Annotated in this window: 20 protein-coding genes; 5 read left to right on the top strand and 15 right to left on the bottom strand. The window is 66.0% G+C overall.

The window, feature by feature from the left end; all coding sequences use genetic code 11:
* The first annotated feature begins 110 nt into the window (after positions 1-110).
* From U1763_RS05570 to U1763_RS05560, 3 genes are all read left to right on the top strand, one after another.
* The gene (locus U1763_RS05570; protein ID WP_132741579.1) at positions 111-395 is read left to right on the top strand and encodes a CsbD family protein; all 285 of its coding nucleotides are present in this window, start codon (positions 111-113) and stop codon (positions 393-395) included.
* Positions 396-486: 91 nt separating this feature from the next.
* Complete coding sequence (gene aqpZ, locus U1763_RS05565; RefSeq protein WP_443026886.1) at positions 487-1,341, top strand: aquaporin Z; 855 nt, start codon at positions 487-489, stop codon at positions 1,339-1,341.
* Positions 1,338-1,598, top strand: a complete 261-nt coding sequence (locus U1763_RS05560) for a hypothetical protein (protein ID WP_332754468.1) — start codon at positions 1,338-1,340, stop codon at positions 1,596-1,598. The genes aqpZ and U1763_RS05560 overlap by 4 nt, the downstream gene beginning before the upstream one ends.
* A gap of 156 nt (positions 1,599-1,754) precedes the next feature.
* Here the strand turns inward: U1763_RS05560 and U1763_RS05555 are convergent, their stop codons facing one another.
* The 9 genes from U1763_RS05555 to U1763_RS05515 all read right to left on the bottom strand — a co-directional run bounded on the left by U1763_RS05555 (position 1,755) and on the right by U1763_RS05515 (position 15,719).
* Positions 1,755-2,252: an Hsp20 family protein gene (locus U1763_RS05555; protein ID WP_332754957.1), complete on the bottom strand. Its 498-nt coding sequence runs from the start codon at positions 2,250-2,252 to the stop codon at positions 1,755-1,757.
* A gap of 161 nt (positions 2,253-2,413) precedes the next feature.
* Positions 2,414-4,003, bottom strand: coding sequence for an alpha,alpha-trehalase TreF (gene treF, locus U1763_RS05550; RefSeq protein WP_332754467.1), 1,590 nt, complete (start codon positions 4,001-4,003; stop codon positions 2,414-2,416).
* Between the two features lie 90 nt (positions 4,004-4,093).
* Positions 4,094-6,790, bottom strand: coding sequence for a TonB-dependent siderophore receptor (locus tag U1763_RS05545; RefSeq protein ID WP_332754466.1), 2,697 nt, complete (start codon positions 6,788-6,790; stop codon positions 4,094-4,096).
* Between the two features lie 93 nt (positions 6,791-6,883).
* Positions 6,884-7,882 (bottom strand): FecR family protein, encoded by a 999-nt coding sequence (locus U1763_RS05540; RefSeq protein ID WP_332754465.1) that lies wholly within the window; start codon positions 7,880-7,882, stop codon positions 6,884-6,886.
* Entirely contained in the window at positions 7,879-8,421 is a 543-nt protein-coding gene (locus tag U1763_RS05535; protein WP_332754464.1) for an RNA polymerase sigma factor, read from the bottom strand. Before U1763_RS05535 ends, U1763_RS05540 begins: the two co-directional genes overlap by 4 nt.
* A gap of 63 nt (positions 8,422-8,484) precedes the next feature.
* Complete coding sequence (locus U1763_RS05530) at positions 8,485-9,810, bottom strand: MFS transporter (RefSeq protein ID WP_332754463.1); 1,326 nt, start codon at positions 9,808-9,810, stop codon at positions 8,485-8,487.
* The gene (locus U1763_RS05525; protein ID WP_332754462.1) at positions 9,788-11,914 is read right to left on the bottom strand and encodes a glycoside hydrolase domain-containing protein; all 2,127 of its coding nucleotides are present in this window, start codon (positions 11,912-11,914) and stop codon (positions 9,788-9,790) included. The genes U1763_RS05530 and U1763_RS05525 overlap by 23 nt, the downstream gene beginning before the upstream one ends.
* Before the next feature lie 101 nt (positions 11,915-12,015).
* Positions 12,016-13,146, bottom strand: coding sequence for a YdcF family protein (locus U1763_RS05520; protein WP_332754956.1), 1,131 nt, complete (start codon positions 13,144-13,146; stop codon positions 12,016-12,018).
* Positions 13,147-13,160: 14 nt separating this feature from the next.
* The gene (locus U1763_RS05515; protein WP_332754461.1) at positions 13,161-15,719 is read right to left on the bottom strand and encodes a TonB-dependent receptor; all 2,559 of its coding nucleotides are present in this window, start codon (positions 15,717-15,719) and stop codon (positions 13,161-13,163) included.
* A 113-nt stretch (positions 15,720-15,832) separates the two neighbouring features.
* Between U1763_RS05515 and U1763_RS05510 the strand changes: the two genes are divergently transcribed.
* Positions 15,833-16,951, top strand: a complete 1,119-nt coding sequence (locus tag U1763_RS05510; RefSeq protein ID WP_332754460.1) for an ROK family transcriptional regulator — start codon at positions 15,833-15,835, stop codon at positions 16,949-16,951.
* Here U1763_RS05510 and U1763_RS05505 read toward each other — a convergent pair.
* From U1763_RS05505 to U1763_RS05495, 3 genes are all read right to left on the bottom strand, one after another.
* Positions 16,926-17,213 (bottom strand): hypothetical protein, encoded by a 288-nt coding sequence (locus U1763_RS05505; protein WP_332754459.1) that lies wholly within the window; start codon positions 17,211-17,213, stop codon positions 16,926-16,928. The genes U1763_RS05510 and U1763_RS05505 overlap by 26 nt on opposite strands.
* Before the next feature lie 10 nt (positions 17,214-17,223).
* The gene (locus U1763_RS05500; RefSeq protein WP_332754458.1) at positions 17,224-18,000 is read right to left on the bottom strand and encodes an SDR family NAD(P)-dependent oxidoreductase; all 777 of its coding nucleotides are present in this window, start codon (positions 17,998-18,000) and stop codon (positions 17,224-17,226) included.
* Between the two features lie 88 nt (positions 18,001-18,088).
* Positions 18,089-19,648, bottom strand: a complete 1,560-nt coding sequence (locus tag U1763_RS05495) for a GH39 family glycosyl hydrolase (RefSeq protein ID WP_332754457.1) — start codon at positions 19,646-19,648, stop codon at positions 18,089-18,091.
* A 71-nt stretch (positions 19,649-19,719) separates the two neighbouring features.
* Here U1763_RS05495 and U1763_RS05490 point away from each other — a divergent pair, with 71 nt between their 5' ends.
* Complete coding sequence (locus tag U1763_RS05490) at positions 19,720-20,814, top strand: SMP-30/gluconolactonase/LRE family protein (protein ID WP_332754456.1); 1,095 nt, start codon at positions 19,720-19,722, stop codon at positions 20,812-20,814.
* Between the two features lie 148 nt (positions 20,815-20,962).
* Here the strand turns inward: U1763_RS05490 and U1763_RS05485 are convergent, their stop codons facing one another.
* Genes U1763_RS05485 through U1763_RS05475 form a run of 3 tightly spaced genes read right to left on the bottom strand, consistent with a single transcriptional unit; the run spans position 20,963 to position 25,614 of the window.
* Complete coding sequence (locus U1763_RS05485; RefSeq protein ID WP_332754455.1) at positions 20,963-21,436, bottom strand: cupin domain-containing protein; 474 nt, start codon at positions 21,434-21,436, stop codon at positions 20,963-20,965.
* Positions 21,433-22,539, bottom strand: coding sequence for a Gfo/Idh/MocA family protein (locus U1763_RS05480; RefSeq protein ID WP_332754454.1), 1,107 nt, complete (start codon positions 22,537-22,539; stop codon positions 21,433-21,435). Before U1763_RS05480 ends, U1763_RS05485 begins: the two co-directional genes overlap by 4 nt.
* 45 nt (positions 22,540-22,584) lie before the next feature.
* Positions 22,585-25,614, bottom strand: a complete 3,030-nt coding sequence (locus U1763_RS05475) for a TonB-dependent receptor domain-containing protein (protein WP_443026900.1) — start codon at positions 25,612-25,614, stop codon at positions 22,585-22,587.
* Positions 25,615-25,759: the final 145 nt, after the last annotated feature.

The raw sequence follows: 25,759 nt of genomic DNA, 5'->3' as shown, positions 1-25,759 counted from the left end.
TCGTAACGACGCCACCGACGTTACCGACACGCCTCGTCCCCGATCGAAGCATCTCTGATCGAAGTTTTCAAACCCTTCATTAACCCCATCATCAACCAAGGAGAATTCATATGAACACCGACACCCTCGCAGGCGCAGCAACCGATTTCGGCGGCAAGGCCAAGGAAGCTCTCGGCACCGCGACCGGCGACACGTCGCTGAAGAGCGAAGGCGTTGCGGATCAGCTCGGCGGCACGGTCCAGAAAACCGTCGGCCAGGCCAAGGACGTCGTCGAAGAGAACATCCGTCCGCTGGTCGACTATGTCCGCCAGTTCTCGAAGGAGCGTCCGTTCACCGCAGCAGCGGTTGCCGGCGTTCTCGGTATCGCGCTGATCAACACGCTCCGCGGCAAGTAACCGCGTGGCCGGTGGGCGTGCCTGGCACGCCCATCGGTATTTTCGACCATCAGAGATGCGCAATAACGCGTCCTGTACGAGGTGTCAGGGGATGACCGAAGCCATCTATCGTCCGACCGCCGGCAAGACCGACGGTCCGCCAAGGCCGCGCCCGATCGCCACCGCGCGCCGACTTGCCGCGGAAGCGATCGGCACGTTCTGGCTGGTACTGGGCGGATGCGGGGCTGCTGTCCTCGCCGCAGGTAGCGGCGTTCCCGGCACGATTGGGATGGCCGGTGTCGCTCTTGCCTTTGGTCTTACTGTCTTCACCATGGCATTTGCCGTCGGCTTCATTTCCGGCGGGCATTTCAACCCAGCGGTCAGCGTCGGCCTGACCGTTGCCGGCCGCTTTCCAGCGCGCGACCTTCCCGGTTATGTCGCAGCGCAGGTCATCGGCGGCATTCTCGGCAGCGCCGCGCTTGCTGCGCTGGCCTCCGGCACCGGCGGGTTCGATCTCGTCGCCAGCGGGTTCGCCGCCAACGGCTATGGCGCCCATTCGCCAGGCGGCTACAGCGCCGCGACCGCGTTTCTCAGCGAAGCAATCCTCACGGCCGGCTTCCTGACCGTCATCCTCGGCGCTACCGACGAGCGCTCGCCGGCGGCCTTCGCGCCGCTGTCGATCGGCCTCGCGCTGACGCTTATCCACCTGATTTCGATCCCGATCGACAACACGTCGGTCAATCCCGCGCGCAGCACCGGCCCCGCTCTGTTCGTTGGCGGCTGGGCGCTGTCGCAGCTCTGGCTGTTCTGGCTCGCACCGCTGACCGGCGCCGCGGTCGCTGGACTGCTTGGCCGCTGGCTGTTCGCGCATACCGACGAGGATCAGTCGCCCGGCCCGATCGGCGATACCCCGGTCGAAATGTTGGTCGGCGACGATCGCACCCCCGCGGAGGGAGGCCGCGTATGATGGATCACAGCGATTACGACACGGTGTTCGACGAAGCTCATTACGAGCCACGGTCCGAGGAGGAATGGGAAGGCTTGTGGAACACCGACGACCGCAACCGCGACACGCTCCGCAAGATCGAACTGGGGTTAGCCGTGGTTGCCGCGGCGGTGGCGCTGGTCGTGATGCGCGGTGGCTGGCTACGGATGTCGTCGCGGGCTCGCCATGTCGTGCCATCCGCAGCCGATATCCACGTCAGGCTCCCACCGCCACGCTGATGCCCTTGCGCGGGGGTGCGCGTACCAAGGGATGTGACGGGTCGTAGGCGGTTAAGAGTTCCGCCTGCAGCGACGTAGACCTGACAAGCCGCATCGCAGGCAAAAGAAAGCGGTTGCCAGCATCGTTGCCGGCAACCGCGTTGAAGGTCGTGAAACTCAGGCGGCGCTGCGTTCCGCCTGGTGCTCTTCGATGCGTACCGCGGTGTCGCCGGTATTGCGATCGTTGGCCGCGGTGCCGGCAATCTCGATCCGCCGTGGCTTCATGGCCTCCGGAACCTCACGCTTAAGCGCAATACGCAACAACCCATTGTCAAACCCCGCGCCCTGTACCTGGACGAAATCGGCCAGTTGAAAGCGTCGCTCGAACGCGCGCGTGGCGATGCCGCGATGGACGAAGCGGCCCTCGTCGCGGTCATCGGGCTTGCGTCCGCTGACGGTCAGCTGGTTGTTCTGCGCGACGATCTCGATGTCGTCTGGGCTGAACCCAGCCACGGCGAGCGTGATCCGATAGCTGTCCTCGCTCTCACGTTCGATATCAAAAGGCGGATAGCCGTCGACCGTTTCGGTGCGCGCAGTCGCCTCCAGCAGGTCGAACAGCCGGTCAAAACCGACAGTGGACCGACGATAGGGCGTAAAATCGAAGTTCGTCCTCATATCCAAATCCTCCACATGAGCAATCTGAGCATAAGGAGCACCGGGAGAGCCGGTGCCCTCAGTCACCGGACCGATCGCGTCCGGCGTTGGCGAAGATAATTCACCCGATCGCCGCATCAAGACTGCGCTGCGATTTTTTTGGAGCCGAATTTCGGACGTAGTTATCCCGCTGGGCGCGCGAGATCGGGATAGCGCTCGAGGATCGCGCTGGCGACGCCGTTGGTCCAGCCGAAACCGTCCTGCACCGGATATTCGCCGCCGCCGCCAGGGGTGCGCTGCTCGATATTGTATTTCTCGAGCATCTTGCCGGTTTCAGCATAGGCTGCGCCGACCGTGCCGATCCAGCGCCGCGCGATATCCTTGGCAAGGGCGGGTTCGCCATTCGCATCGAGCCCGGCGATCGCGACCCATTGCAGCGGCGCCCAGCCATTGGGTTCGTCCCATTGCTGGCCGGTCTTCAGCGTCGTGGTGCGCAGTCCGCCCTCCGCGACCAGCGATCGGCGTACGGTCGCCGCGACCGCTTTCGCCTGTGCGGGCGAGGCGAGCCCGACGAACAGCGGCTCGATCATCGCGGCGTTGATGCTGGCGGTCGGCTTGCGGGTCGACAGGTCCCAGTCGGCATAGCGCGCGGTCGTCGCCTGCCAGAGATAGCGGTCGATCGCCGTCTTGCGCTTGGTCGCCATCGTCGTGAACGCGGTGGCGCACGGCGTGTCGCCCGCGGTTTGGCAGCGTGCGGCGATCCGACGCTCCATCACCCATAAAAGACTGTTAAGATCGACGGGTACGATGTCGGTGGTGTGGATCGTCGTCAGTGATTGCGGATCGCGCAACCAGCGCGAGCTGAAATCCCATCCGCTTTCCGCACCGGCACGAAGATTGCGCTGGGTGTCGGCGGCAGGGCGGGGTGCAGCCTTCGCCGCGGTCGCGACGTCCTCGGCATAGGATTCGTCGCGTGGCGTATCGCGGTCGTCGTAATAGCGGTTGAGCACGCTGCCGTCGGGCATCCGCACCACGCGCAGGCAGGCAGGTTTACCGGCGACACAGGTCTCGCCCTTCATCCAGAACGCGTGTTCCGCGCGCAGTGCCGCCAGCCGACGCTTCGCCACCGCAGGGTCGGTGTTGGTCGAGAGATCGAGCATCATCGCGTAATAGGGCGGCTGCGAGCGGCTGAGATAATAGGTGCGCGTGCCGTTCGGGATATGGCCGTATCGATCGATCAGGCTGGTGAAATCGTCGAGCATCGTCTCGACGAGCGGCTGCTGGCCATCGACCTTCAGGCCGAGCATGGTGAAATAGCTGTCCCAGTAGTAGATTTCGCGGAAGCGCCCGCCGGGCACGACATAGGGCGCAGGCAACGGCAGCGCGGAACTGCCAGCGACCGGTGCAACGGGCTGGCGCACGAGTTGCGGCCAGAGCGTGCGGACATGCGACCGAAGATCGCCGGAACCGCGATCATTCTCGCCGGGGACGATGAAATTGGCGAGGATAAAGGCCTTCAGCGCAGGGCCTTCGGGCTTGGCCTGCGCATAGTCCGCCATGATCGCATCAGCAGCGCGCTTGGGTATCGCATCGACGAACGTCTTGCCGTCCGCGAACACATGGCCTTGCTGTACGGCCTGGAACAGCGGCCCGTACAGATCCGCCGGCGATCGGATCGCGGTGGAGGAAAGGGGCGCGGGGGCCGGACCAGACTGGGCGGGCGCCACCGCGGCGACCGAGGCCAACACGGCAAAACGGCTGATAGTCTTCATCACGTGCGATCATCCCGGTAGAGCGATCGATCCCGCCGACATGGCGGGATCGATCGCCGAAGCCCTTATCAGAATTTGCCGTAGCGCCGATCAGAACTTGAACGCGGCGCCAAACCGGATCGACCGACCGACGATCGGCCGGGCGAGGATCGTGCCGCTGCCCTGCGATCCGAGCGTCCGCGGATTGCCCTCGGTCAGCCCGATCTCGTCGGTCAGATTGTCGCCGATCACCTGGAACTGGATCTGCGGAGTCAGATCGAGTGTGGCGCCTGCATCGAGCTTGTAATAGCTCGGCAGGACCTGCGCGTTCTGGACGTCGGAGAACCGGTCGCCGACATAGCCGATCGTCGCATACACGCCGGCCTTGGCGTCGCCACCGAGCTCCAGATCATAGGCGGGGGTGACGCGCCACTGCCATTTCGGCTGCCGCTGGACTCGGTTGCCGGTCAGGTCGGTCAGGCCGCCATCGGTGAAGAAATCACGGTATTTCGCGTCGAGATAGGTCGCGGATCCGCTGAGCGTGAAGCCGCCGAACGGCCGCAACTGCCCCTCGAACTCGACACCGGTCGCCTTAGCACCGCCAACCGATGCGATCGGTGCGCCGCTGGTGATGACCGTCGTCGCGAGCCCGTCGAAAGTGTTGTGGAACACCGTCGCATACAGGTTGGCGATGCCGGTCGAGACCTTCACTCCGCCCTCATAGCTGTCGACCTGCGGTGCGACGTCGATCCCGTCGCGCAGATTGTCGAAGAACGGGAAGCTATTGCCGCGGCTGTAGCGGACGAACGCGCCGATCTCGCGCGTCAGATCGTAATTGACGCCGCCGGTCCACGACCAGGCATCGCCGCGGTAGCGGATCGTGCGGAAGGTGCCGTTCAACTGCGCATCGCCATTGTCGTACAGCGTCAGCGGATTGCCGTCAGCGCCCGCCGCCGGGACCGTGCCGGCGAGGTTCTCGAGCGTGCCGTCGACCGAGTGGTGCTGATAGCGGACACCGCCATCGACGCGCAGTTTCTCGGTGATCTGCAACTCGTCGACCGCATACCCGGCGACGTCCTCGCCGGTGTAGCGCGCGTTGACCTTGAACGTCGAACCGCCCGAAAAGCCGTCGCGCGTGACGATCCGGCCGTCCGCCAGCGTCAGGTTGAGCCGGCGTGCATTGGGTTCGGCGGTGAGCAGCATGCTGTTGCCGAGATTCCACCGGTCGCGCGACTTGTAGCGTGTGTAATAGATGCCGCCGGTCAGCGTGTTGCCGCCCGACTTCCACGCCAGCGCGAAATCGTTGACGAACGCCTGGATATGCTTCTCGACGCTCCACAGCCCAGCCTCGACGACCGCGGTGTTGGGTGATGCCGGGGCACCGCCGGTGGCGTAGGTGAGCGATCCGATTGTGCCGCCCTTGCTGGCAGCATAGGCGGCGGCGGTGATCGGCGGGGTGCCGCCGGGGACCAGCCCGATCGTATTGGCATCGCCCTCCATCCAGCTCCCGCGATCGCGGATGGTGATGCCGCTGCCGAGGTCGTAGTCGAAATTGCCGCCGAGATTATAGGTCTTCGCGCTGCGGCCGTCCGCCAGATCGACGCGGCTGCCGTCGTTGCGCACGCCGATCCGCGTGTCGCGTCCTACCAGCGTGCCGGTGCCGGCATCGAAGCCGGGATATTCGCGGATCTTGTTGCCGTCCTGGACGACCGGGATCGGCAGCAGCCACTGACCGCGATCGTCGAGATAGCGGCCGAACAGCAGGATCGAGCCCTTGTCGAAATCATGGCGGATGTTGCCGGTGATCTGACCGCCGCGCTCCGCCTCGAACTGCGCATCGCGGATGCCGCGCGAAGTCGAGTAATAGCCGCCGACCATGTAGGTCGTGCTGTCATCGATCGGACCGGAGACATAGCTGTCGACGCGGAACTCGCCGAAATCGGTGCCGCTGAGCTTGAGTAATCCGGCCGGCGTCTGCTTGCCTTCGCGCTGGACGAGGTTGACCGTGAGCCCAGGCTGGCCGTTCGAGAACAATGCGCCGGTGCCGCCGCGGACCGCCTCGACGCGCTGGATCGTCTCGTCGATCCGGATCAGCTGCGTGTTCTCGAGGAACGACAGCGTCGGCGGCGGGAAGAACGGCACGCCCTGCGTCTGGAAGGTGACGTATTCCGCATCGCCGCCCGACGGATAGCCGCGGACGAAGATGTTCGCGCCGGTCTTGCCGCCCGAGCTTTCGGTGCTGACGCCCGGTACGGCGCGCAGCACCTCGGCGGTGCTGGCGGTGCCGAGACGCTGCGCCATCGTGCTGTCGATCGTGGTCACTGCGAACGCCGCGCTCTGCCGCCGCGTGCCGCCGCCCGCGGTGCCGATCACGACGATATCCGCGGCGGGTTCCTCTGGCGCGGCCTGTACGGGCGATGGGTCGGGGGCGGGCTGAGCCGGCTCGGTCTGCGCCGCTGCGGGGATCGTGCCCGCCTGCTCCTGCGCCGCGACGATCAGGTACGCGCCGCTCGGCGTCAGCCGGTGGTCGAGGCCGGAGCCCTTCAGGATCGTCGTCAGCGCATCACCGACCGCCATTCGGCCGTTCACCGCGCGCGCGGTCTTGCCGCGGACGAGGGTGGGCGCGAACAGGATCTGCTTGCCGCTCTGGCGTGAAAAGGCGAGCAGCGCGGTGCTCATGTCCTGCCGGGCGATGCGAACGCCGACCGCGGCCTGCGCGGTCGCGCCGATCGGGATGCCGCCTGCGCCGAACACCAATGCGGTCATCATCATGCCGCGCATCAGCACGGTCCTGCCTGTGGATGTCATGCAATCCTCCCTGTACGTGCGATCCCTCTGCCGGGGTCGATCTGAAGGTAAAGACGCAACGCTCCGAAAATACCGAACCTGTTCGATCCGTTTTCAGCGGTATTTTTTCGTCGCGATTATGATGTGCCCATCGGTGCGGCGATCGACCGTCACCGGAAAGCCGAGCTCCAGCGCATCAAGGAACGGCTGGACGTCACCGGTCCGGAACGATCCGCTGATCCGGACCGCACCGGCGCCGGCGTCGGCGATCGCGATCTGCGGCGTGCCATAGCGGTTCATCTCGGCGACCGCGTGGCGCAGGCTCGTATCCTCGAACACGAGCCGCCCCTCGCTCCAGCTCGACAGCGCCAGCGCCATGCCGGGCACATGGCGCACCGATATGCCAGTGGCGGAGGCGGTCAGAACGTCGTCGGGTACCATCTTGACCGGCCTGGCCTGGCCGCCGCTGGTCGCGACGCTCACCAATCCCTCGACCAGCGCGACCTGTACGGCGCTCGGATCGAGCCTCACGTCGAACGCGGTGCCATGCGCGGTGACCGCGTGCGATCCCGCGACAACGACGAACGGTCGGGGCTGGTGCTTGGCCACCTCGAACAGCGCCTGGCCGCGTTCGAGCACGAGCCGCCGTTCGGAATCGCTATACGCGACGCGGACCCGGCTGTCGGTGTCGAGCGTCAGCCGCGATCCGTCGGTCAGCGTCACCATCAGGCGCTGGCCCGTTGCGGTGCGATAGATTGGGGCGCTTGCGATCCGGCTCACCGGCGCACCATCGTCGGCCAGCCGCAGCCACGCCAGCGGCGCGACCACCGCGGCACAGGCCGCCGCCGCCAGCAGCCAGGGCGCGGTCCGGCGCGAGGCCCTGGGTGCACGGGCGAGCGCGACACGCGCCACCGTGGCATGGCGCAGCGCGAGCATGTCGGGATGATCCGCCAGCGTCGCGCTCGCCTCGCGCGCCTCGACGACCGCGTCGTATGCGACCTTGTGACCCGGCTGCGCGTGCCAATGGTCGAACTGCGCGCGCGTCGAATCATCCGACGCCGCATCCAGACGCTCGACCCACTCGGCAGCCTCGATCATCACGCGGCCGTTCACGCGCGCCAGTCCTTCAGACGGTCCGCGACATGCGCGAGCGCGCGCGCCTGATGCTTTTCCGCGGCGCGAGTCGAGATGGCCATGGCATGCGCGACATCGGCCATCTTCAGTCCCTCCAGCATCCGCAGCACGAACACGTCGCGCGTGCGCTCGGGCAATTCGGCCAGCGCGCGGCGCAGCGCATCGGCGACCTGCCTGCTTTCCAAGACGCGGTCGGGGGAAAAGTCCGAACCTTCGAGTGAAAAATCGTCGATCGGATCCGACAGTCCCGCGCCGCGCACCTGATCGCGTCGCGCCTGATCCTTCAGGACATTAGCCGCCGTCACGAAGATGAAGCTGTCGCGTTGGCGGATGTCGTTGGGGTCGGTCAACCGGCTGAGGCGGAGGAACACCTCCTGCACGAGGTCGGGAACGTCGTGCGGTGCCGACACGCGGCGATTGAAGTAGCGGCTGAGCGGACGGCTATATTTTTCGACCAGAGCCCGCAGGATCGTCGTCCTGTCGCCCGGTTCGGACGATCGTTCCCTCTCCATCCCCATGTCATCGGTCTAAAGGGTCCGTATCGGCCGTCAACATCGACCGAAGGGACGTCTTGCCTGTGCCTATCGATCCGACGCCCGGCTCCAGCTGCTCAGACCCAGGACCAACGCAAAGCACAAAGCTGCGCCTGACAGCGGCACCAACCACGCCATCGTCATCAGCCGAGCGCCCTGCGCTTCAGTGAGCGGCGTGGCGATGGTCCAGCCGATCCGCGACAGGCCATGGCCGAGCAGCGCACCGCTAAGCCCACCGCCCGATTTCAGCGTGAGCAACAGCAACGCGACCGGAAGCCCTTCGAAGCGCATGCCGGTCTGGCGGTCTCCGTGATCGATCGCATCGGCGAGCGACGCCCAGATCATCATCTGCAACCCTGCATTACCGATTCCGAACAGCGCGATGCCGGCGATGGTCGATGCCGACCCGGTCGCGAACAGCGCCAAGCCGGCGGCGGTCGTGGCCAGCGCGAGAGCAAGCACGTGGGTTTGCCCGATGCGCCGGGCGATGCTCATCCAGCCGGGCAGCGCGACGAGTTGCGAGAGCGCCAGCGTGGTTAGCGCCGTGCCGGTCCAGCTCGCATCATGGACGATGCCCTTACCGATATAGGCGAAGGACCGGGCGAAGAAGGGCAGCGTCAGCGCCTGCGCGAAGCCAAGCGCGAGCAACAGCAACAACGGCCGGTTGCCGAGAACCCAGGCGAGCGGGGCACGGGGGGCGGATATTTCCGGCACGACCCTCACTCGCGGCGCGGCAGCGGCCGAAACCCACAAGGTCGCTACATAGGTCAGCGCCGCACACCCGGTGACGACGAAAAGGGCATGGCCTCCCGCGGCGCGCGCCGGGTCGACGAATGTCCGCGCAAAATGCGCGACCGTGAGCGCGCCGAGGCAACTGAACATGTAGCGCAGTCCCGACACCGTGGTCGCCGCACCTGGCGATCGCACCATCCGCATCATCAGCGCGTTGTGCGCGACGTCGCAGACCGAATAGGCGGTGCGGAACAGCAGCACGATCGCGAGCGCCCAGACGAGGATCGCCGTCCCGCGCCAGCCCGGATCGACGAAGAACACCGCGAAAAATACGCCGACGACGGGCGCGCCGACGAACAGCAGCCGGCGATACAGACCGAGTCGGTCTGCGGAACGATCGACCAGCCGGCCAAGCAGCGGATCGCACAGGCCGTCCCACACCAGGCCGACCATCACCACCAGGCCAGCGGCTGCGGGCGATACGCCCCAGCGTTCGGTCAGAACGAACAGCAAGAAGAAGTCCATCGTCGAGGCGAGGACGTTCTTGCCGAAGTTTCCGCTCGCATAGCCAACCAGCCGTGCCCGGTGGACCGGGCGATCGACGACGTCCGTGGCAACTCTAGCGGCGGCGGCTTGCTCCATCCTTCGGGGTCTTAGCGCCGGTGTCTTGCAGTTGCGGGACATTTCGGACGGTCGTGATGACCAGCGTGCCGCCGCGGAGCAGGTCCGCGTGCCGGACGCGAAAGTTCGGGAGGGTTCGTCCGTTCAGGTTGGCCTGCGTGATCCGACCGTCTACCGGGCCGGCGCGCTGGATCGTCAGCGTGCGGCCGTTGCCGAGATCGATCGTGCTTCGCGCGAACGCCGGGGTCGTCACAATGTACCACGGCTCGCCCGGCACCAGCGGATACAGGCCGAGCGTTGCGAACACGTACCACGCGGTCATCCCGCCGGCATCGTCGTCCATCCCGTCGGCGAACCCCTGCGGCGACAGCTCGAAGCTGCGGCCAACGAACGGCACCGACAACTTACCGCTGTTGGTATAGGGGTGCGCGATCGGCTTGGTCAGGATCGTCTGGACGAGGTCGGCGGTCGGCTGCGGCTGGCCTAGCGCGGCGAACATCCAGGGCACCTGGATGTCGGGCTCGTTGGTCATGTTGAACAGGCCCGCATCGAAGAAGTGATGCAGTTCGCCGAGCAGCCGCTCGCGCCCGACCGTCGCGGTCATCCACGGCAGGTCGAAGATCGGCGCCCAGCGATATTGCCACAAGGTGCCCTGATACAGTCCGCGCGCCTTGACGATGTCACCATCCGCGCCCGGCGTCTGGAACACCGATCGCCACATCGGGCGGTAGCTTTGCGCCTTGGCGGTGAAGGTCCGTTCGAGGTCTGTGCGGCCGAGGTCACGGGCGAGTTCGGCGGTCGCCCAATCGTCATAGGCCGCCTCGATCTGTTCGTCTGGCGTGCCGCGCTTGAGCGTGTCGCTGTCCGCCGCCATTCCCGCCAGCGCGGCGGCCACGTCGAACGCGATGCCCTTGCGGTGCATGTCGAGCAGCGCGATCCCGGCATGTTCGGTGCGGACCGTCAGGAACGGTTCGTGGGGGGTGGACCATTGCGCTTTACCGTTCGCATAGAGCGCGACCAGCGACTGCGCGATATCGGCGCTGCGCTCGGGCTGGAGCAGCGCGAGCAGCGGCATCTGGGTGCGGTAATTGTCCCATAGCGACCAGTTCGCGTAGCGCGTCCGGCGCTTGGGCGAGGTCTGCACAGTGCCGTCCTTGTCCCGGTGGCGGCCGTCGGGATCGTCGATCGCGACCGGGGTTTCCATGACCCGGTAGAGCGAGGTGTAGAACAGCGCGCGCTGGTCTCTAGAGCCGCTGAGCACGACACGGCCGAGGATGCGGTTCCAGTCGGCGCGCGTTTCGCCCGCGACGGCGGCGAGGGACTTGTCGCCGACTTCCGTGTCGCGAACCGATGCCGCGCCGGGGCCGTCGACGGTCGATAGGCCGGTACGGATCTCGATCGCGTCGCCCGCTTTGCCGGCGATGTGCAGCGTCGCCAGATCTTTCGCGCCGGCGGTCAGCGTCTGGTGGATCGGCCGTCCGTTGACGAGGATCCGGCTCGCGCTGTGGAGATGATAGGCGCCCTGATCGCAGACCGTGCCTGCGACCAGATCGGCGCGGAGGTCGTCGCTGGCGAGGCTGCCCCAGCTAGCCGCCAGACGTTTCGAATAGCTGTGGCGCGGGTCGATCCGCAGGTCGACCGCGCCGGCGCGGGGCAGGGTGAAGCGAAGTACGCCGGCCCCCCGCGTTGCTGCCATCTCGGCCAGGATGCCGCCGTCGTAGCGGACGCGGTACGTCCCGGCGCGCGCGGTCTCGCTGGGCTTGTCGATCAGCGCCGGGCCGGTCTGGCCAGCATAGCGCAGCGAGATCATCAGGTCGCCGCCTGCGCCGCCGCAGCCGACCCCGACGCCGCGGGTGTGCGAGAAGCCGAGCAATGTGGTCGCGGCGTGATCGTAGCCGGCGTGGTTGGCGGGGCTGGTGTCGGGGCCGAGTTGCATCATGCCGAACGGGGCCACGGCGGCGGGGGAGAGTTGGCCGAAATCGGCGAGCGTGCCGACGAAGGGGTCGACTAGGTCTGCGGGGGTTTCTTGTGCGGTGAGGGCGGCTGGGGTGAGGAGTAGAACGAGGGAAAGCCCGCATCCCAACCACCCCGGCGAAGGCCGGGGCCCAATTGGGAAGGCCGGCATAATGGAGCGCCATCCTCGATTACTATCGTCCCCCAATTGGGCCCCGGCCTTCGCCGGGGTGGAGGCATAAGTGCGTATGGGGCTTGGCCGTCTTGAGCGTGTCATGGATCGAGAGGATCGCGCGGATCTTGGCGTAGCGATAGTCGCGACGGCTGAAATTCGAGATCGTACGCCGACAGTCGCCGCCCGACCGTCCCCGGCAGATACCCCAGCTCCGTGCGGTTGCGGTCGGTGAAGGTCTGGCTTTCGATGTATCTGCTCTGCTCGGCGTCGGTCACGATCAGCGTCGGCCGATCGAGCGGGATGCCGAGCGCCACCATCCGCCGCGTCGCGTTGCGCAGGTTGGTGGTCGTGTGCCGCGCGTACGGCTCAAGGATGACGCGGTCGGCGGGGATGCCGTAGCGCTCGATCAGTGCGCGGCGGATCTCGACGGCTTCGACGAACCGCGTGCCGCGCGGATGCACCGCGCTGCCCGAGACGAGGATGAACGGTGCGAGACCCTGGCGATAGCGTTGCGCCGCGAGCAGCGCGTGGAGCTTGCTGCGCGGGCTGAGCGTGGTCCCGACGTCCTCGGGGCCGACACCGGGAACGATAAGCAGCGAATAGCGAAAAGCTTTCCAGTCGGTCCGCGCCGCAAGCGTGCGTACGCCCGCATTCTCGCGTTGGTCGAGCGGTTCGAACCGCGTCGAAGCGGTTGCATCGTTGGCGTCGAGCAACGCTACCGCCAACCGCACGCTCGCTGCGATCGTCGCGGGCGGCGCATCGGACGCGGCGCGCGCGGTATCGATCGCGACTTTCACGCTGTCGGCGAAGAACGGCGTGTCGGTGGCGAAGATCGGTCCGTCGATCTTCGGGTAGCGTCCGGGCAAGCCGAGGCCGTAGACCCGGAGGACGACGTTCAGTGCCTCAAGCTCCTGATCGATGCCGGCCACCACCGACAGGTCGGCATTCGACTTCGGCCGCGCGCCATTCTTGGACAGACTGGCGACGACCATCGCCCGGTCCTGATCGGTCCAGATCGTCGCCTCGATCACGCAGGCGGGTACGTCACCGCAGGCGGCAATCCGTTGCGCCCGCGTATCGAGCGTCGCTGTCGGCAACCGCCCCAGCGCAGCCAGCATCGGGAACAGTCGCTCCGACAACGTGTCGACCACCGTATCGCTGACCGCCACTGGTGCAGGCGTTTCCGCCCACACCGGAGCCGCCACCGTCATCGCCAGCGCCGCGAGCATCAAACGCAAGCCCGTCACCAGGACTTGCTGACCACTAGGCGGACGTTGCGACCGAAGATCGGGCGGCCGTAGATCGCATCTGCGGTGCCCTGGCCGCTCAACTGATCGGTGCGCGTATTGCCTTCGGTCAGGCCCTTCGCGTTGAACAGATTGTCGCCGACGACCTGCATCTGCCACGTGTCGTGCGTCAGCGTGAGCCCCGCGCCGACCGTCTGATACGAGGGGAGGGCGGTGTTGTTGAAGAAGTCGACATAGCGTTTGCCGGTATATTCGTAGCGGCCGTACAGCTGCACCGAATTGCCCGCGACGTCGAAGTCGACCGAGGGGCGGATGTTGCCATAGATTTTGGGCTCGCGGACGATCTGGTTGCCTTCGACGTCGCCCGCGCTCGCGCCGTTGGCATTGACGAGGCTCTTATACTGCGGATCGCTGATCGTCAGCGCGCCGGTGATCGCGAAACCGTGCGGCAGCGCGAGGTTGCCGTCGATCTCGATGCCCTTGATCTCCGCCTTGCCGACGAACGGCACCGACTGGTCGTTGCGGCCGGTTACGGGATCGAGCGCGACGAACGTCGCGTTGAGCGGATTATAGCGCGTGTAGAAGCCGATCAGGTACAGGTACGACCGGCCGAATGCGGCCTTCAGACCGACCTCATACTGGTTCGCCTTCGACGTGATGATCGTCGGGTTGATCTGGTAGGTGACCTGCGTCGACGGCGGCGTTTCGAGATGCGACGCGCGGGCATAGGCGCCGAGATGCTGCGTGACGTCGTAGTTGATTCCGCCCGTCCAGTTGGTGATGCTCGGGCTCAGCTTCGAATTGATGATCTGGCCGGTGAACGCGCGGACCGCATTGTCGGCGAGCGTGGTCGGGTCGCCAAGGTTGGCGGAGGTCGTCGCGAAGGCATAGCCGTTGAAGCTGTACCGTTCGTGGCGGACACCGCCGTCGAGCGTCAGGCCCTTGGTCAGCTCCCACGTGTCGTTGGTGTAGAGCGCGTACATCTTCGCGTCGGTGTTGCCGCGGTTGAGCGTGGTCGTATAGCGCAGCACGCCGTTGTCGGTGATCGAACCGACCGCTTGGCCGGCAGCGTTGTACGCGATCAGGTCGAGCGTCCGCGGCTTGCCCTTCACCTCGAGGAGATAGTCCTGATACGCGACCTCGTTGGTCTCGCCGTACAGGCTGCCGTACACGCCGACGCGCAGATCATGCGTGCCGAACCCGGTCGCGATCGACCGCGTGACGCTGAGATCGCCTTGCGTCGAATAGTATTTCGAGACGACGTCGCGGAACTGCGCGGGGACAACCAGGCCCGACGCGGTGTTCGGGTCATAGACCTCGGCGCCATTGGTGCCGGCGATCGCATAGCCGAGCCGGGTCACGCCCGCGCCGAACGCGGTCCGTGCCGCGCCAAGGTTGCTGGCGGCATAGGCGTTGGCGTCCGAAGGATTGCTGGTCGAATACAGCGCGTTGAAATGGAGCTTGCCGACGCTGACGCCGCCCTTCGCCGCGACCTTCCAGCCGTCGTAATCCGCGTCGTACTGAACGCCGACATTCCCGAACTGCGTGTGGCGACCATTGCCGAGATCGGCGTCGACGTTGCGCGTCGTGCCATCGGCCTCGCGGAAACGGATGTTCGCGTTGCGCAGCGCGGGCGAGTTCATCGTGCCGCTGAAGAAGTCGATATACTGGTTGAGCGACTTGCTCGGATCGCGCGGGTCGGCGGTCGGGATCGGCAGGTAGAACACATTGTGGTCGTTCAGGTAATTCCCCGACACGCGCAGCGAGCCGTTGCTGAAGTCGTGCTTGATGTTGGCGCGGATCTGGCCGCCGCGATCGTTCGGGAAGCCGTTGTCGCGGTAGCCGTCGTGGCGGCGGAGGAACCCGCCGATCGCGTAATAGGTCGAGTCGTCGATCGGGCCCGCCTGGTACGCATCGAGCCGGTAGAGCCCGGTATCGCCGAGCGTGACCTGCGCCTTGCCGCGCGTCGTGTCGGTGCCGGACACGGTGATGTTGTTGACGATCGCCGCGGCATAGCTCGCATAAACCGGGGCAGGGCCGCCGCGCACGACCTCGACGCGCTGCGTCATCAGGTCGAAGCGGTTGATGCTGTCGCCGCGGAAGAAGTTGCCGTCATTTTCGTGGAACAGCGGCAGGCCGTCCTGCTGGAAGGTGACGAGGCCACCGTCGCTCGGCAGGCCGCGCAGGCGGATGATGTTCTGAACCTCGCCGCCGGTGTTCTCGACCGCGAACCCGGGCAGCTTACCGAGCAGGTCGGCGAAGTTGATCGGCGCAAGCTTCTGGATGTCGGCGTTGCTCAGCGAGTTGACCGCGTAGGAGACGTCGAAGCGGCGCTGCTGGCGAGCCGAGCCAGTAACGATGATGTCGCCGCCGCCGGCGTCAGGCGCCGCGGCGTCGGCCGCGGATGCTTCCGGGACCGCTTCGGCCGGGACCGTATCGGCCGGGGGTGTGGCGGCAGGCGGCGTGGTGGGGGCGGTCTGGGCCCAGGCCGGCGACTGCGCGGCGATGCTCAACGCAAGAATGGCGCAACCCGTGCGCAAGCCAAATTTGGTCATCTGTTCGTCCCCAACCCTGTTCGTTGCCACGCCGCTGGACGTGGAATATGACGATTTTAATTAATTTCACGAAATAAACTAATCGACTATCGGGATCAGCGAGGGAGCAGGCAATGGCCTATGCCAAGCTGAGACTGGACGATGACGAGCGGCGGATCATGCAGGTCCTGCGCTCGGTCGGTGGGCGATCGCGCAAGCAACTCGCCGGCGATCTCGCGATGAGCGCGTCGAAGCTGACGCGGCTGTCGAGCAACCTGCTCGCGCACGGACTGATCGAGGAATGTCCGAGTTCGGAGCCGGTGACGCCCGGTCGGCCCGCCGTGCCGCTGCGGATATCGCCCGATGCCGGCTATGCGGTCGGTGCGATGCTTCACCGCGGGCTGATGGAGGTGGCGCTCGTCGACTATGCGGGCGGGGTGATCGCACACAGCTCGCAACCGTTCGACGATCCCGATCCGCGCGTGTTCGCCGCGCGCGTAACCTCGGCGATGCACGCCATGGCGATAGAGAACCGCCTGCTCGGGCGGCGGCTGCTCGGGGTTGGGATCGGCGTGCCCGGGTCGTCGCTATCGCCGGAGGGGAACCGGCGCTGGACCGTCGACAGCCTTGGGGCATGGCGCGGGATCGATCTGAAGACGCTGTTCGAGGAGCATATCGGCCACCGGATCTGGATCGAGAACGATGCCAACACCGCCGCGCTGGCGGAATATTATGTCGGCGGGCTGATGCGGCGCTGCTCGACCGCGGTGGTGATCCTGCTCGGCCATGGGATCGGCGCGGGGATCATCGTCGAGGGGCGCATCCTGCGCGGCGCGATGGCGAGCGCGGGGGAGATCGGCTGCCTCTATCCCAACGACCGGCCACGCCCCTCGACGCTCGACCTGTTGATGACGTTGCGTGAAGCCGGTTGCGATATCCACTCGCTGGTCGATTTCGAGGCGGTGGTCGCGGGGTACGAGGACGTCGTCGATGCCTGGGTGCGCCGTGCCGCCAGCCAGATCGCGCCGATCATAAACTGGGGGCTGGCGTGGATCGATCCGGGCGAGTTCGTGATCTCAAGCCCGCTGCCGAACCGCATCCTGCGCGCGCTGGTCGAGCACATCGATTTCGGCGCGATGCACATCGGCGATCATGTCAGCGGCGTCCCGATCATCTCGGTGTCCACGCTGGAGGGTGCCGCCGCGACGATCGGTGCGGCACTCCTGCCTATCCACGCGACGGCGGTGGCGTGAGCCGCACCGGATCGGGCGTGTAGCCGAGTATGAAGGCGATCACGGTCTCGGCGGGCATCTCGCAGGGGCGTAGCACGGGCCGGTCCGCCAACCTGTAAAGGTTGAAACTGATCCGTGCCTTGCCGCCCAGGTCTTCGCCCCAGACCCAGCACCGCCGCCGATCCGCCGAAAGATCGAGCGTGACGCCCCAGCGACGGCCAGCGAACAGACCCTCGCTATAGCCGGTCGGCAGCCGGTCGAGCGCAGCGAGAAACGGATCCACCGGTGCCGTGTCAGAGCGTGTCGATCACGCCGCCATCGACGCGCATCGCCGCCCCCGTGGTGGCGGAGGCAAGCGGCGAGGCCAGATAGACGACCATGTTCGCGACCTCCTCGACCGTGGCGGCACGGCGGATGATCGAGCTTGGTCGATGCGTCTGGACGAATGTCGCGGCGACCTCGTCGATCGGCTTGCCGGTCTTGGCGCGCTCGTCCTCGAGCATTGCCTCGACGCCTTCGGACAAAGTCGGGCCGGGCAGCACCGAATTCACCGTCACGCCGGTGCCCGCCATCCGCTTGGCAAGGCCGCGTGCGAGCGCGACGTCGGCGGTCTTGCTGACGCCGTAGTGGATCATCTCGACGGGAATGTTGAAGGCGGATTCGGACGACAGCAACACGAGGCGTCCCCAGCCGTTCGCCGCCATGCCCGGCAGGTATGTACGGGCCAATCGAACGCCGGCCATCACGTTGACCTGCCAGTGCCGGTCCCAGGTCGCGTCGTCGACGTCGAAAAAGTCGGCGGGTTGGAAGATACCGAGATTGCTGACGACGATATCGGCGTGCGGCACCGCGGCGACGAGCACGTCATGACCGTCGGCGTTGCCGAGGTCTGCGGCCACCCCGCGCGCATTGCCGCCGATCTTCTCGACCGCCATGTCGACCTTCGCCTGCGTGCGGCCATTGACGATGACGGTCGCGCCCGCCCGTGCGAGCCCTTGCGCGATGCCGAAGCCGATGCCTTCGGTAGAGCCGGTGACGAGCGCGGTCTTGCCGGTAAGATCGATGCGCATGACGGTGTCCTGTGGTCTGTGCGGGATGGTGCTCCAATCCTCGAACGCGACGAAAGTGTCCGACTGCTCCGGCTGGGCCGTACTCGGTTCAGGCCGGTGTCAGCTCGATCATCACGACATCGTGATCGCGCATCGGCAGGTCGATCGTCGCCTTGCCATCGGCGCGGACCCGAAGCGTGCTGGTGGTCGGCAAATCCCGCGTCGCTGCCTGCAACTGCGCAAGCTGCGCCCCGGTCAGCGCCGCGGGCCTGCCCATTTCGAGATACGCGGTATGGGCATCGTTCTGGCGAAAGCCGGTGCGGCGTACCGTGACGCGGTACGATCCGGGCTTCAGGCCGCCGAGCTTGATATCGAGCGGCGCCGCGGCGGCGGGAACGCGGACCTTGGTGAAGAACGGGCGATTGCTCACGGGCTGGTCGGGCAGGACGTCGCGCCATGCGAGCAGCTGGATCGTCCGGCCCTTGATCGCGGCGATGCTCTGGGCGTCGCCGGTCGGCACTTCACGGTCGCCCAGCTCGGCGAGGTATTTATAGGCGAACCACGTCGCTTTGCGCACACCCTGCGGCGTCATCAGCCCGAAGCCGCCCTCGAACGGCTTGGCCTGCGGCCCGGGTTCCTCGAACAGGTCGCTGAACGTCCAGTAGCTCATGCCCTGCGCCAGCCCCTCGGTGCGCCGCAGCTTGGAGAGCACATAGGCCGCGCCGAGATAGTCGTCATGGATCGGATCGCGCGGATTGTAGCTGGTGCTCCATTCAGTGAAGAACAGCGGCAGTCCGGGGCGGCCGGCGGCATCGATCTGCGCGCGCACCGCGCGGACGTCCTTCACGACGGCATCGGGATCGCGCGACAGCTTGTTGTCGCCTTCGCCCTTCTCGTCGAGAAAGCCGCCCTCGACGCCGTAGGTATGCGTGCTGACGAAATCGACCGGGAGCGCATTGGCTTTCGCATAAGCGAGAAATTCGGGCACCCAGCCAGCGCCTGCGGTCGCCGGTCCGCCGACGCGCAGCGCCGGGTCGATCGCCTTGATCGCGCGCACGGTGCGTTTGTAATAGTCGAAATACGCGGCTTGATCGGCGCCTTCCCAGAAGCCGGCGAGATTGGGTTCGTTCCAGAATTCGAAATACCAGCTGCGGACTTCCTTGGCGCCATAGCGGTCGATCATGTGACGCGTGAACGCATCGACCAGCGCGGTCCATTTCTCGGGCTGCGGATGCGAGGTGTTGCCCTTCCAGTAGAAGATCGTCTGGTCGGACGTCTTCATCGCATCGGGGGTAAAGCCGAGTTCGACGAACGGCTTGAGCCCCATGCCGAGCAACCGGTCGTAGAGCCGATCAAGCTTGCGCCAATCATAGACCGGCTTGCCGTTCACCTCGCGGTACACGCCCAATTGGTCCGCAAAGACGTTGTGGAAACGGATGTAGCGGAAGCGCAGGTCTTTCTGGACGAGTCCGAGCTGCGCCAGACTGTCCTCGCGTTGCAGCGTGCCGGGAAAATCGGCGCCGATGGAAAGCTCGGCCATGCGGTCGCGCGGCGTCGTCGGTGCCTGTACGTCGACCGCGATCGTACGCGCGGTGGCCGCCAAGACCGGGCTGGCGAGAACGACGCTTACCCCAAACGCCGTGGCGTATCCCCATTTCGGTATCGACACAGTGATCCTCTCGCTTTTATCGTCGCATCTTGGGCGATAGCGCTACCAAGTGCAACGCGGAGGATGACGGCATGACGTGGGAACCAACCGGACAGAGTCGTTCGTCGTCCGAAGTGCGTAACGGCGTCGCGCTGGATCGACGCAGCGTCATGATCGGTGGACTGGCGCTGCTCGGCTCCGCGCGCGCCGCGACGGCTAACGCTGCGGAGGCGCATGCCGTCGTCCCGCGAATCGTCCGTCTGTCGCCGGCACTCGACCGCATGATCGCGCCGAACGCGGTCATCGAGACGATCGCTACAGGGATCCGCTGGGCAGAGGGGCCGTTGTGGGTCGAGGCCGGCCAAGACTCGGGATCGTACCTGTTGTTCTCTGACCCCGCGGCCAATATCGTCCGGCGCTGGCGCAAGGGCGGTCGTGCGACGCCGTTCCTCGATCCGTCCGGCGCCGGTGGAACCGATCCCAGACGAGTCCGAGAGCCGGGCGCCAATGGTCTTGCGCTCGATCGGGCGGGCAAGCTTCTGATCGCGAACAGCGGCGGCCGCTCGATCGACCGCGTCGATCTGGTCACGCGCCGTCGCGAGGTGCTGATCGACCGGTATCGCGGCAAGCGCTTCAACAGCCCGAACGACCTGCACGTCGCGCGCGACGGTGCGATCTACTTCACCGATCCGCCTTATGGACTGGTCGACGGCGACGCCTCGCCGGACAAGGAGATGACGGTCAACGGCGTCTATCGCTGGACGCGCGGCGGCGGCGTCGAACTGCTCGACGGTGGCCTGACGCGCCCCAACGGGATCGCGCTGTCACCCGACGAGCGGCGGCTCTACGTGTCGGTATCGGACGAAACCGCGCCACGGATCATGGTCTATGACCTGGATTCCGCGGGGCGGCCTGGCAACGCGCGGGTCTGGCTCGATGCGAAACCGATGCAGGCGCGCGGTGGCGCAGGTCTGCCTGATGGCATGAAGGTAGCGCGCGATGGCACGCTGCTGTGCTCGGTGCCGGGCGGGATGATGATCCTGACGCCCGAGGCCGAACCGTTGGGGCTGATCTCGACCAGGGCGTTGATCGCGAACTGCGCGTTCGGCGAGCGGGGGAGGGCGCTGTACCTGACTGCGAACGACCGCGTCCTTCGCGTGCCGCTGGGCCGCGGTTGGTGGGGGTGAGTCAGACCCTCCGAATCCCCCTCCACCAGCGGGAGGTGGCGCGAAGCGGCGGAGGGGGAGGCCGACGCAACCGAAGACATGCCTTACCTCCCCCTCCGTCAGGCTGCGCCTGCCACCTCCCCCTGGCGGGGGAGGATTAGAAGGTCCCTCACCGTCTCGCAGTCAGCTTCGTGCCGAGCAGTACGAGGCGGCCGCCGGTGATGCCGAACCAGTGCGGTACGCCCGCCGGGATCAGCATGACGTCGCCCGGCTTTAACGTCCGCGTTGTGCCGCCGACGATGCGGTCGCCTTCGGTGAGGTCGGGCTTGACGGGTTTCGCCGCCTCTAGCGTGCCGCCCGATATCAGCGTTCCGGCGCCGGCGATGACGATCGCGTATTCGGCCTGGTCGGGATGCACGGCAGGGCGTCCCGGGGTCTTCCAATATTCGAGCGCGGCCACCGTTTCGCCGTCGCGTACCAAGGGCTGCCACGCAAAGCCCTGTCCGGGTTTCATGGCTTTCGCCATCGCCGCGACCTGCGAGATCACGTCGGCGCCTGATGCGAAGGCAGTGGGATCCGTGGTCTGCGCCGTTGCAGCAACCGACACGAGGGCGAGGGCAACGGACACCAGACGCGCGATCATGCGCGACCGTCCAGGCGGATGGTCCGCCCTTCGCGCGCGGAACGGTAGATCGCCTCGACGATGCGCATGTCGCGCAGGCCCTCTTCGCCCGACACGATTGGTTCGCGCCCGGTGCGGACGCAGTCGACGAGGTGGTCGAGTTGCCCCGCGAACTGCGTCTTGCCGGGGCCGGGCGGCGGTGTGACCGCACGCTCGCGGCCGTCCTTGCCAACCCACATCTGGTTGCCGTCATAGCGCGTCGCCGGCTCGAGCTCGATCCGGCCGGCGTCGCCCATCAATAGGATGTGGTTCTGGTTGGCGCTGTACATCGACTGGCACCCGGCAATCGCGCCCGAGGGGAATTCCAGCGTCCAGTCGATCATGTCCTCGACCTCGGTAAAGCGGGGATCGCGGCGGTCGGTGGATTCGCGCGCGGTCACCGCGATCGGTTCCTCGCCGGTCATGTAGCGCGCCGCCTGGAGGCTGTAGATGCCCATGTCCATCAGCGACCCGCCGCCCGACAGCGCGCGTTTCAGCCGCCATTTCGACGGATCGCGCTGGACGAAGCCGTGCTCGGACCGGACATAACGGATTTTCCCCGCCGCACCGGTATGCGCCAAGCGCATCGCCTCGAGGTTATAGGCCTCGAAATGGCAGCGATAGCCGATCATCAGCTTGCGGTTCGCGGTCTTGCACGCGGCGATCATCGCCTCGCATTCCGCGACCGAGACCGCCATCGGCTTTTCGCACATCACGTGCTTGCCCGCCTTCGCCGCGCGGATCGTGTACTCGGCGTGCAGCGCATTGGGCAGGCAGACATAGACGATGTCGACATCCGGATTGTTTCGGATCGAGTCGAAATTGGCGTAGGAATAGACCGCGCTGGCGGGCAGGCCGTGCTCGGCGGCGACCCGCTTCGCCTTGACGGGATCGCCGCTGACCACGGCGGCCAGCCGGCTGTGCGTGCAATTGGCGAACTGGGGTATGATGACGTCGAGCCCGTACGAGCCGAGCCCGACGATCGCATAGCCGAGCTTGCGGTCGGGCCGCCCTGCGCCGCACGCCGCCGAACTCAGCGCCAGTGCGGCGGCGGACAGGATGATATCGCGTCGTGCAAAATCCATGAATAGAGCGTCCCGGCGTTTGGAAGGATAGGCGATCCGGACCCGTCAGAACCGCGCGCGCACGCCGATCCGGTAGAACCGGCCCAATGTGTCGTACAATGCCGGGTTCACGTCGAGCCCCGTATTGGTCTGTGGCGACGGTTCGGGATCGTGATCGAACAGATTGTCGACCTTGAAGAACATGCTGACCTGTTTGGTGACGTTGAGCGCGCCGCCGACGTCGAAGTATAACGCGCCCTTCATGCGGTTATAGTCGATCGTCGGGTTGTTCGCGGTCGATACCGGGCAGTTGCCGGGCTGGCAGACGACATATTGATGGCCGATTACGCCATCGCTGAACCAGCGCTGCTGCAGCGTGAGACTGAACTGATCATTGTCGTAACTTTCGGTTGCGAGCCATTTCCAGTCGGGGGTCGCACCCGAATTGGCACCCGCCGTATCCACGGGAATGGTACCGGGCAGGCCCGGATCGGTCACGTACTTCATGACGTGGGTGGCAAGCGCCCGGACCGTGAAATTGCCGTCGATCCCGAGCGGTTTGCGCCATTGATAGCTGCCCTCGATATCGAAGCCGTTGGTCTTGATCGACGCCAGGTTGAAAGACTGCACGTTGACGAAGTTCGGTCCGGCGGTGTTCTGAAGATTGAACGCGCTGCAGGTGTCCGTATTGCCCTGGAAGCAGAGATTGACGATCTGCGCCGCGGTCAGGCTGGAGACGACGTCCTTCAGCTTGATCGTGTAATAGTCGAACGACAGGCTGAGCCCCGGCAACCATGTCGGCCGCGACAGGACGATGCCCGCCTCGGTGCTGCGCGCGATCTCGGGACGGAGCGCCGAATTGCCGATCGTGTTCTGGATGATCAGCACCTGCGTGTTGCGGAACGGATCGGTGAAGTTGGGAACGGTCGTCGTGGTCGGCGCGGCGAACAGCTCCGACAGGTTCGGGGCGCGAACGTCACGCGACGTCACCGCGCGCAGGCGGAAGCCGTCGAGCGGCGTCTCCCACGTGCCGCCTACCTTCCAGGCGTAGACCACGCCCGAGGTCGAATAGCGCGTGGCGCGTCCCGCGGCGTTGACGTTCGCCCGGCCCAGCGTCTTGGAATCTAGGATCGGCAGGTTCATCTCGAGGAAGCTCTCGAGAACCGTGTATTTGCCCGTCCCGTTCTTGTAATTGCCCGCGTACCAATTGCTGCCGATCGTCGAATTGAGGTTCGGATCGGACGGATACAGCGTCGAATTCGGACTGACGTCGGAAACGCCCGCGCCGTACGGATCGGCGTTGACGCGGTAGAACTCACGACGCCATTCGATACCTGCCGCCAGCGCGAGCGGACCTGCCCACAAGGTGATCGGCTCGCCCGAGATGCTGCCCGCGGCGGCATCCTGGGTCTGCTTGGTATGCTGGAACGGTCCCGCGGCCGGCGTGATGTACGCCAGCGCCGCCGCCGACGGCGTGGTGCCGCCGAAGATGTTGATCGGCTGACATCCGGCGGCGCGCGCGGCCGCATCGGCGCAAACGATCTGGCCGTTGATCCGCGTCGCGTTGATCGCCTGGTTGTAGCGTCCGGTCAGGCTGACATTGTCGACGTTGATGTCGGTGATGTTGATGCCGTGCTCGTACGATGCGTCATAGGTCCAGCTGGTACCCAGCAGATCGGACTTGCCCTTCAAGCCCCCGACGAAGCGATACTGACGACGATCGGTGTTGACCTGGATGTTCGGCAGGATCGCGTTGCTGAGGCCGTACTGGAAATTGGTGATGCCGTTCGCCGCACAGGCTGCCGAGATCGACGCGGGCAGATACGGGTTGGCGCACTGGATGGTCAGCCCGGTCTTGGATGCGCCAGGATTGGGCTGGTTGTGCGTCTTCACCTGCGCGACGTTGGCGGTCATGTAGACCTCCATGTCGGGCGCAACGTCGTAGCTGATGCGCGTATAGCCGTTGAGGCGCTGGATCGCGGATTGCAGCGACGTGCCCGATCCGACATGCCCCGACTGGTCGCCGCCGACGCAGAAGCCGACATAACAGCCGGTGACGTTGCCCGCCGCGTTCTTCGCCGGCACGCCGTTCGAGCCGTAATTGAACGCGAACGGCTGGCCGTTGACGTCGAACGCGGTGCCTTGCAGCGGCCCGGCGCTGATCAGCCCGTATTTGGTATATTGATAGGCCTGCCCATTGTCGCGGTAGAGAAGCTGCGGCGAGCCGTTGTTGCGGATGCCGGTGTCGACCAAGGTCGTCGCGCGGTACCAGTCGCGGCTGCCGGCGAGGTCCTCGCCGAAATTGCCGGGGCCGACGCCCTGCTCCTTCGAATATTCCCCGCTCAGGATGACGTGGAGCTTGTCGTTCGCGAAGCTCTTGCCGACCGCGGCCTGGAACAGCACCTGGCCGTCATCGCCGTACGTGGTCACGCCGGTCTGGACGTTGGCCTTGAACCCGGTGAACTTGGTGTCGGTGATGAAGTTGATCACGCCGCCGACCGCGTCCGAACCATAGGATGCCGAGGCGCCGCCAGTGACGATGTCGACGCGCTTGATCAGCAATTGCGGGAACTGGCTGATATCCGGCACGCCGGTGACGTTGGCGCCGACGACGCGCTGGCCGTCGAGCAGCGTCAGCGTGCGGATCGTGCCGAGGCCGCGCAACGAGAACGAGCTCAACCCCTGCGATCCGCTCGACGTGCTGAAGGTGCCCGTGGTGGCACCGGTCGAGCCCTGCAGCGAGGGCAATTGCGCCACCGTCGTGAAGATGTTGGGTTGCGCGTTCTTGAGGATCTGCTCCTCGCCGATCACCGTCGTCGGCGTCGGCGCGTTGAAGCCGCTCGACGTGATGCGCGTACCGGTGACGACGATGTCGCTAACCGAGGCGGGGGCCTGCGCGTCACCGGCGAGGCTGGCGGGGGAGGCTTGCGGCGCAACCGGATCGGGTGTCGGCTCGGCCTGATCGCTGGCCGGGGCAGGCGGCGGTGCGACGGTCTGGGCGGATACAGGCGTACAGGCCAGCACGGTCGCCAGCGCGACCAGGCTGGTAGCGATACCATCAAATCGTCCAAACGACAGTCGGTCGCGCGTCGCCATTGTCATCGATCCATCCCCTGTGCCCACGGTACGTGCCGGTGATCCGGCTTGTCAGTCCATCGTGTCTACCGGGGTCTACCGCATCGTGACCGGCGCGGCATCTACGACCAAGGTCGCAATCCGCGCCCTATCGACGGAGCACAGG

Source organism: Sphingomonas sorbitolis (genome assembly GCF_036663875.1).
GTDB lineage: Bacteria > Pseudomonadota > Alphaproteobacteria > Sphingomonadales > Sphingomonadaceae > Sphingomonas.
Note: the sequence above shows the minus strand (reverse complement) of the source record. Positions and strands in the feature narration are given on the sequence as shown.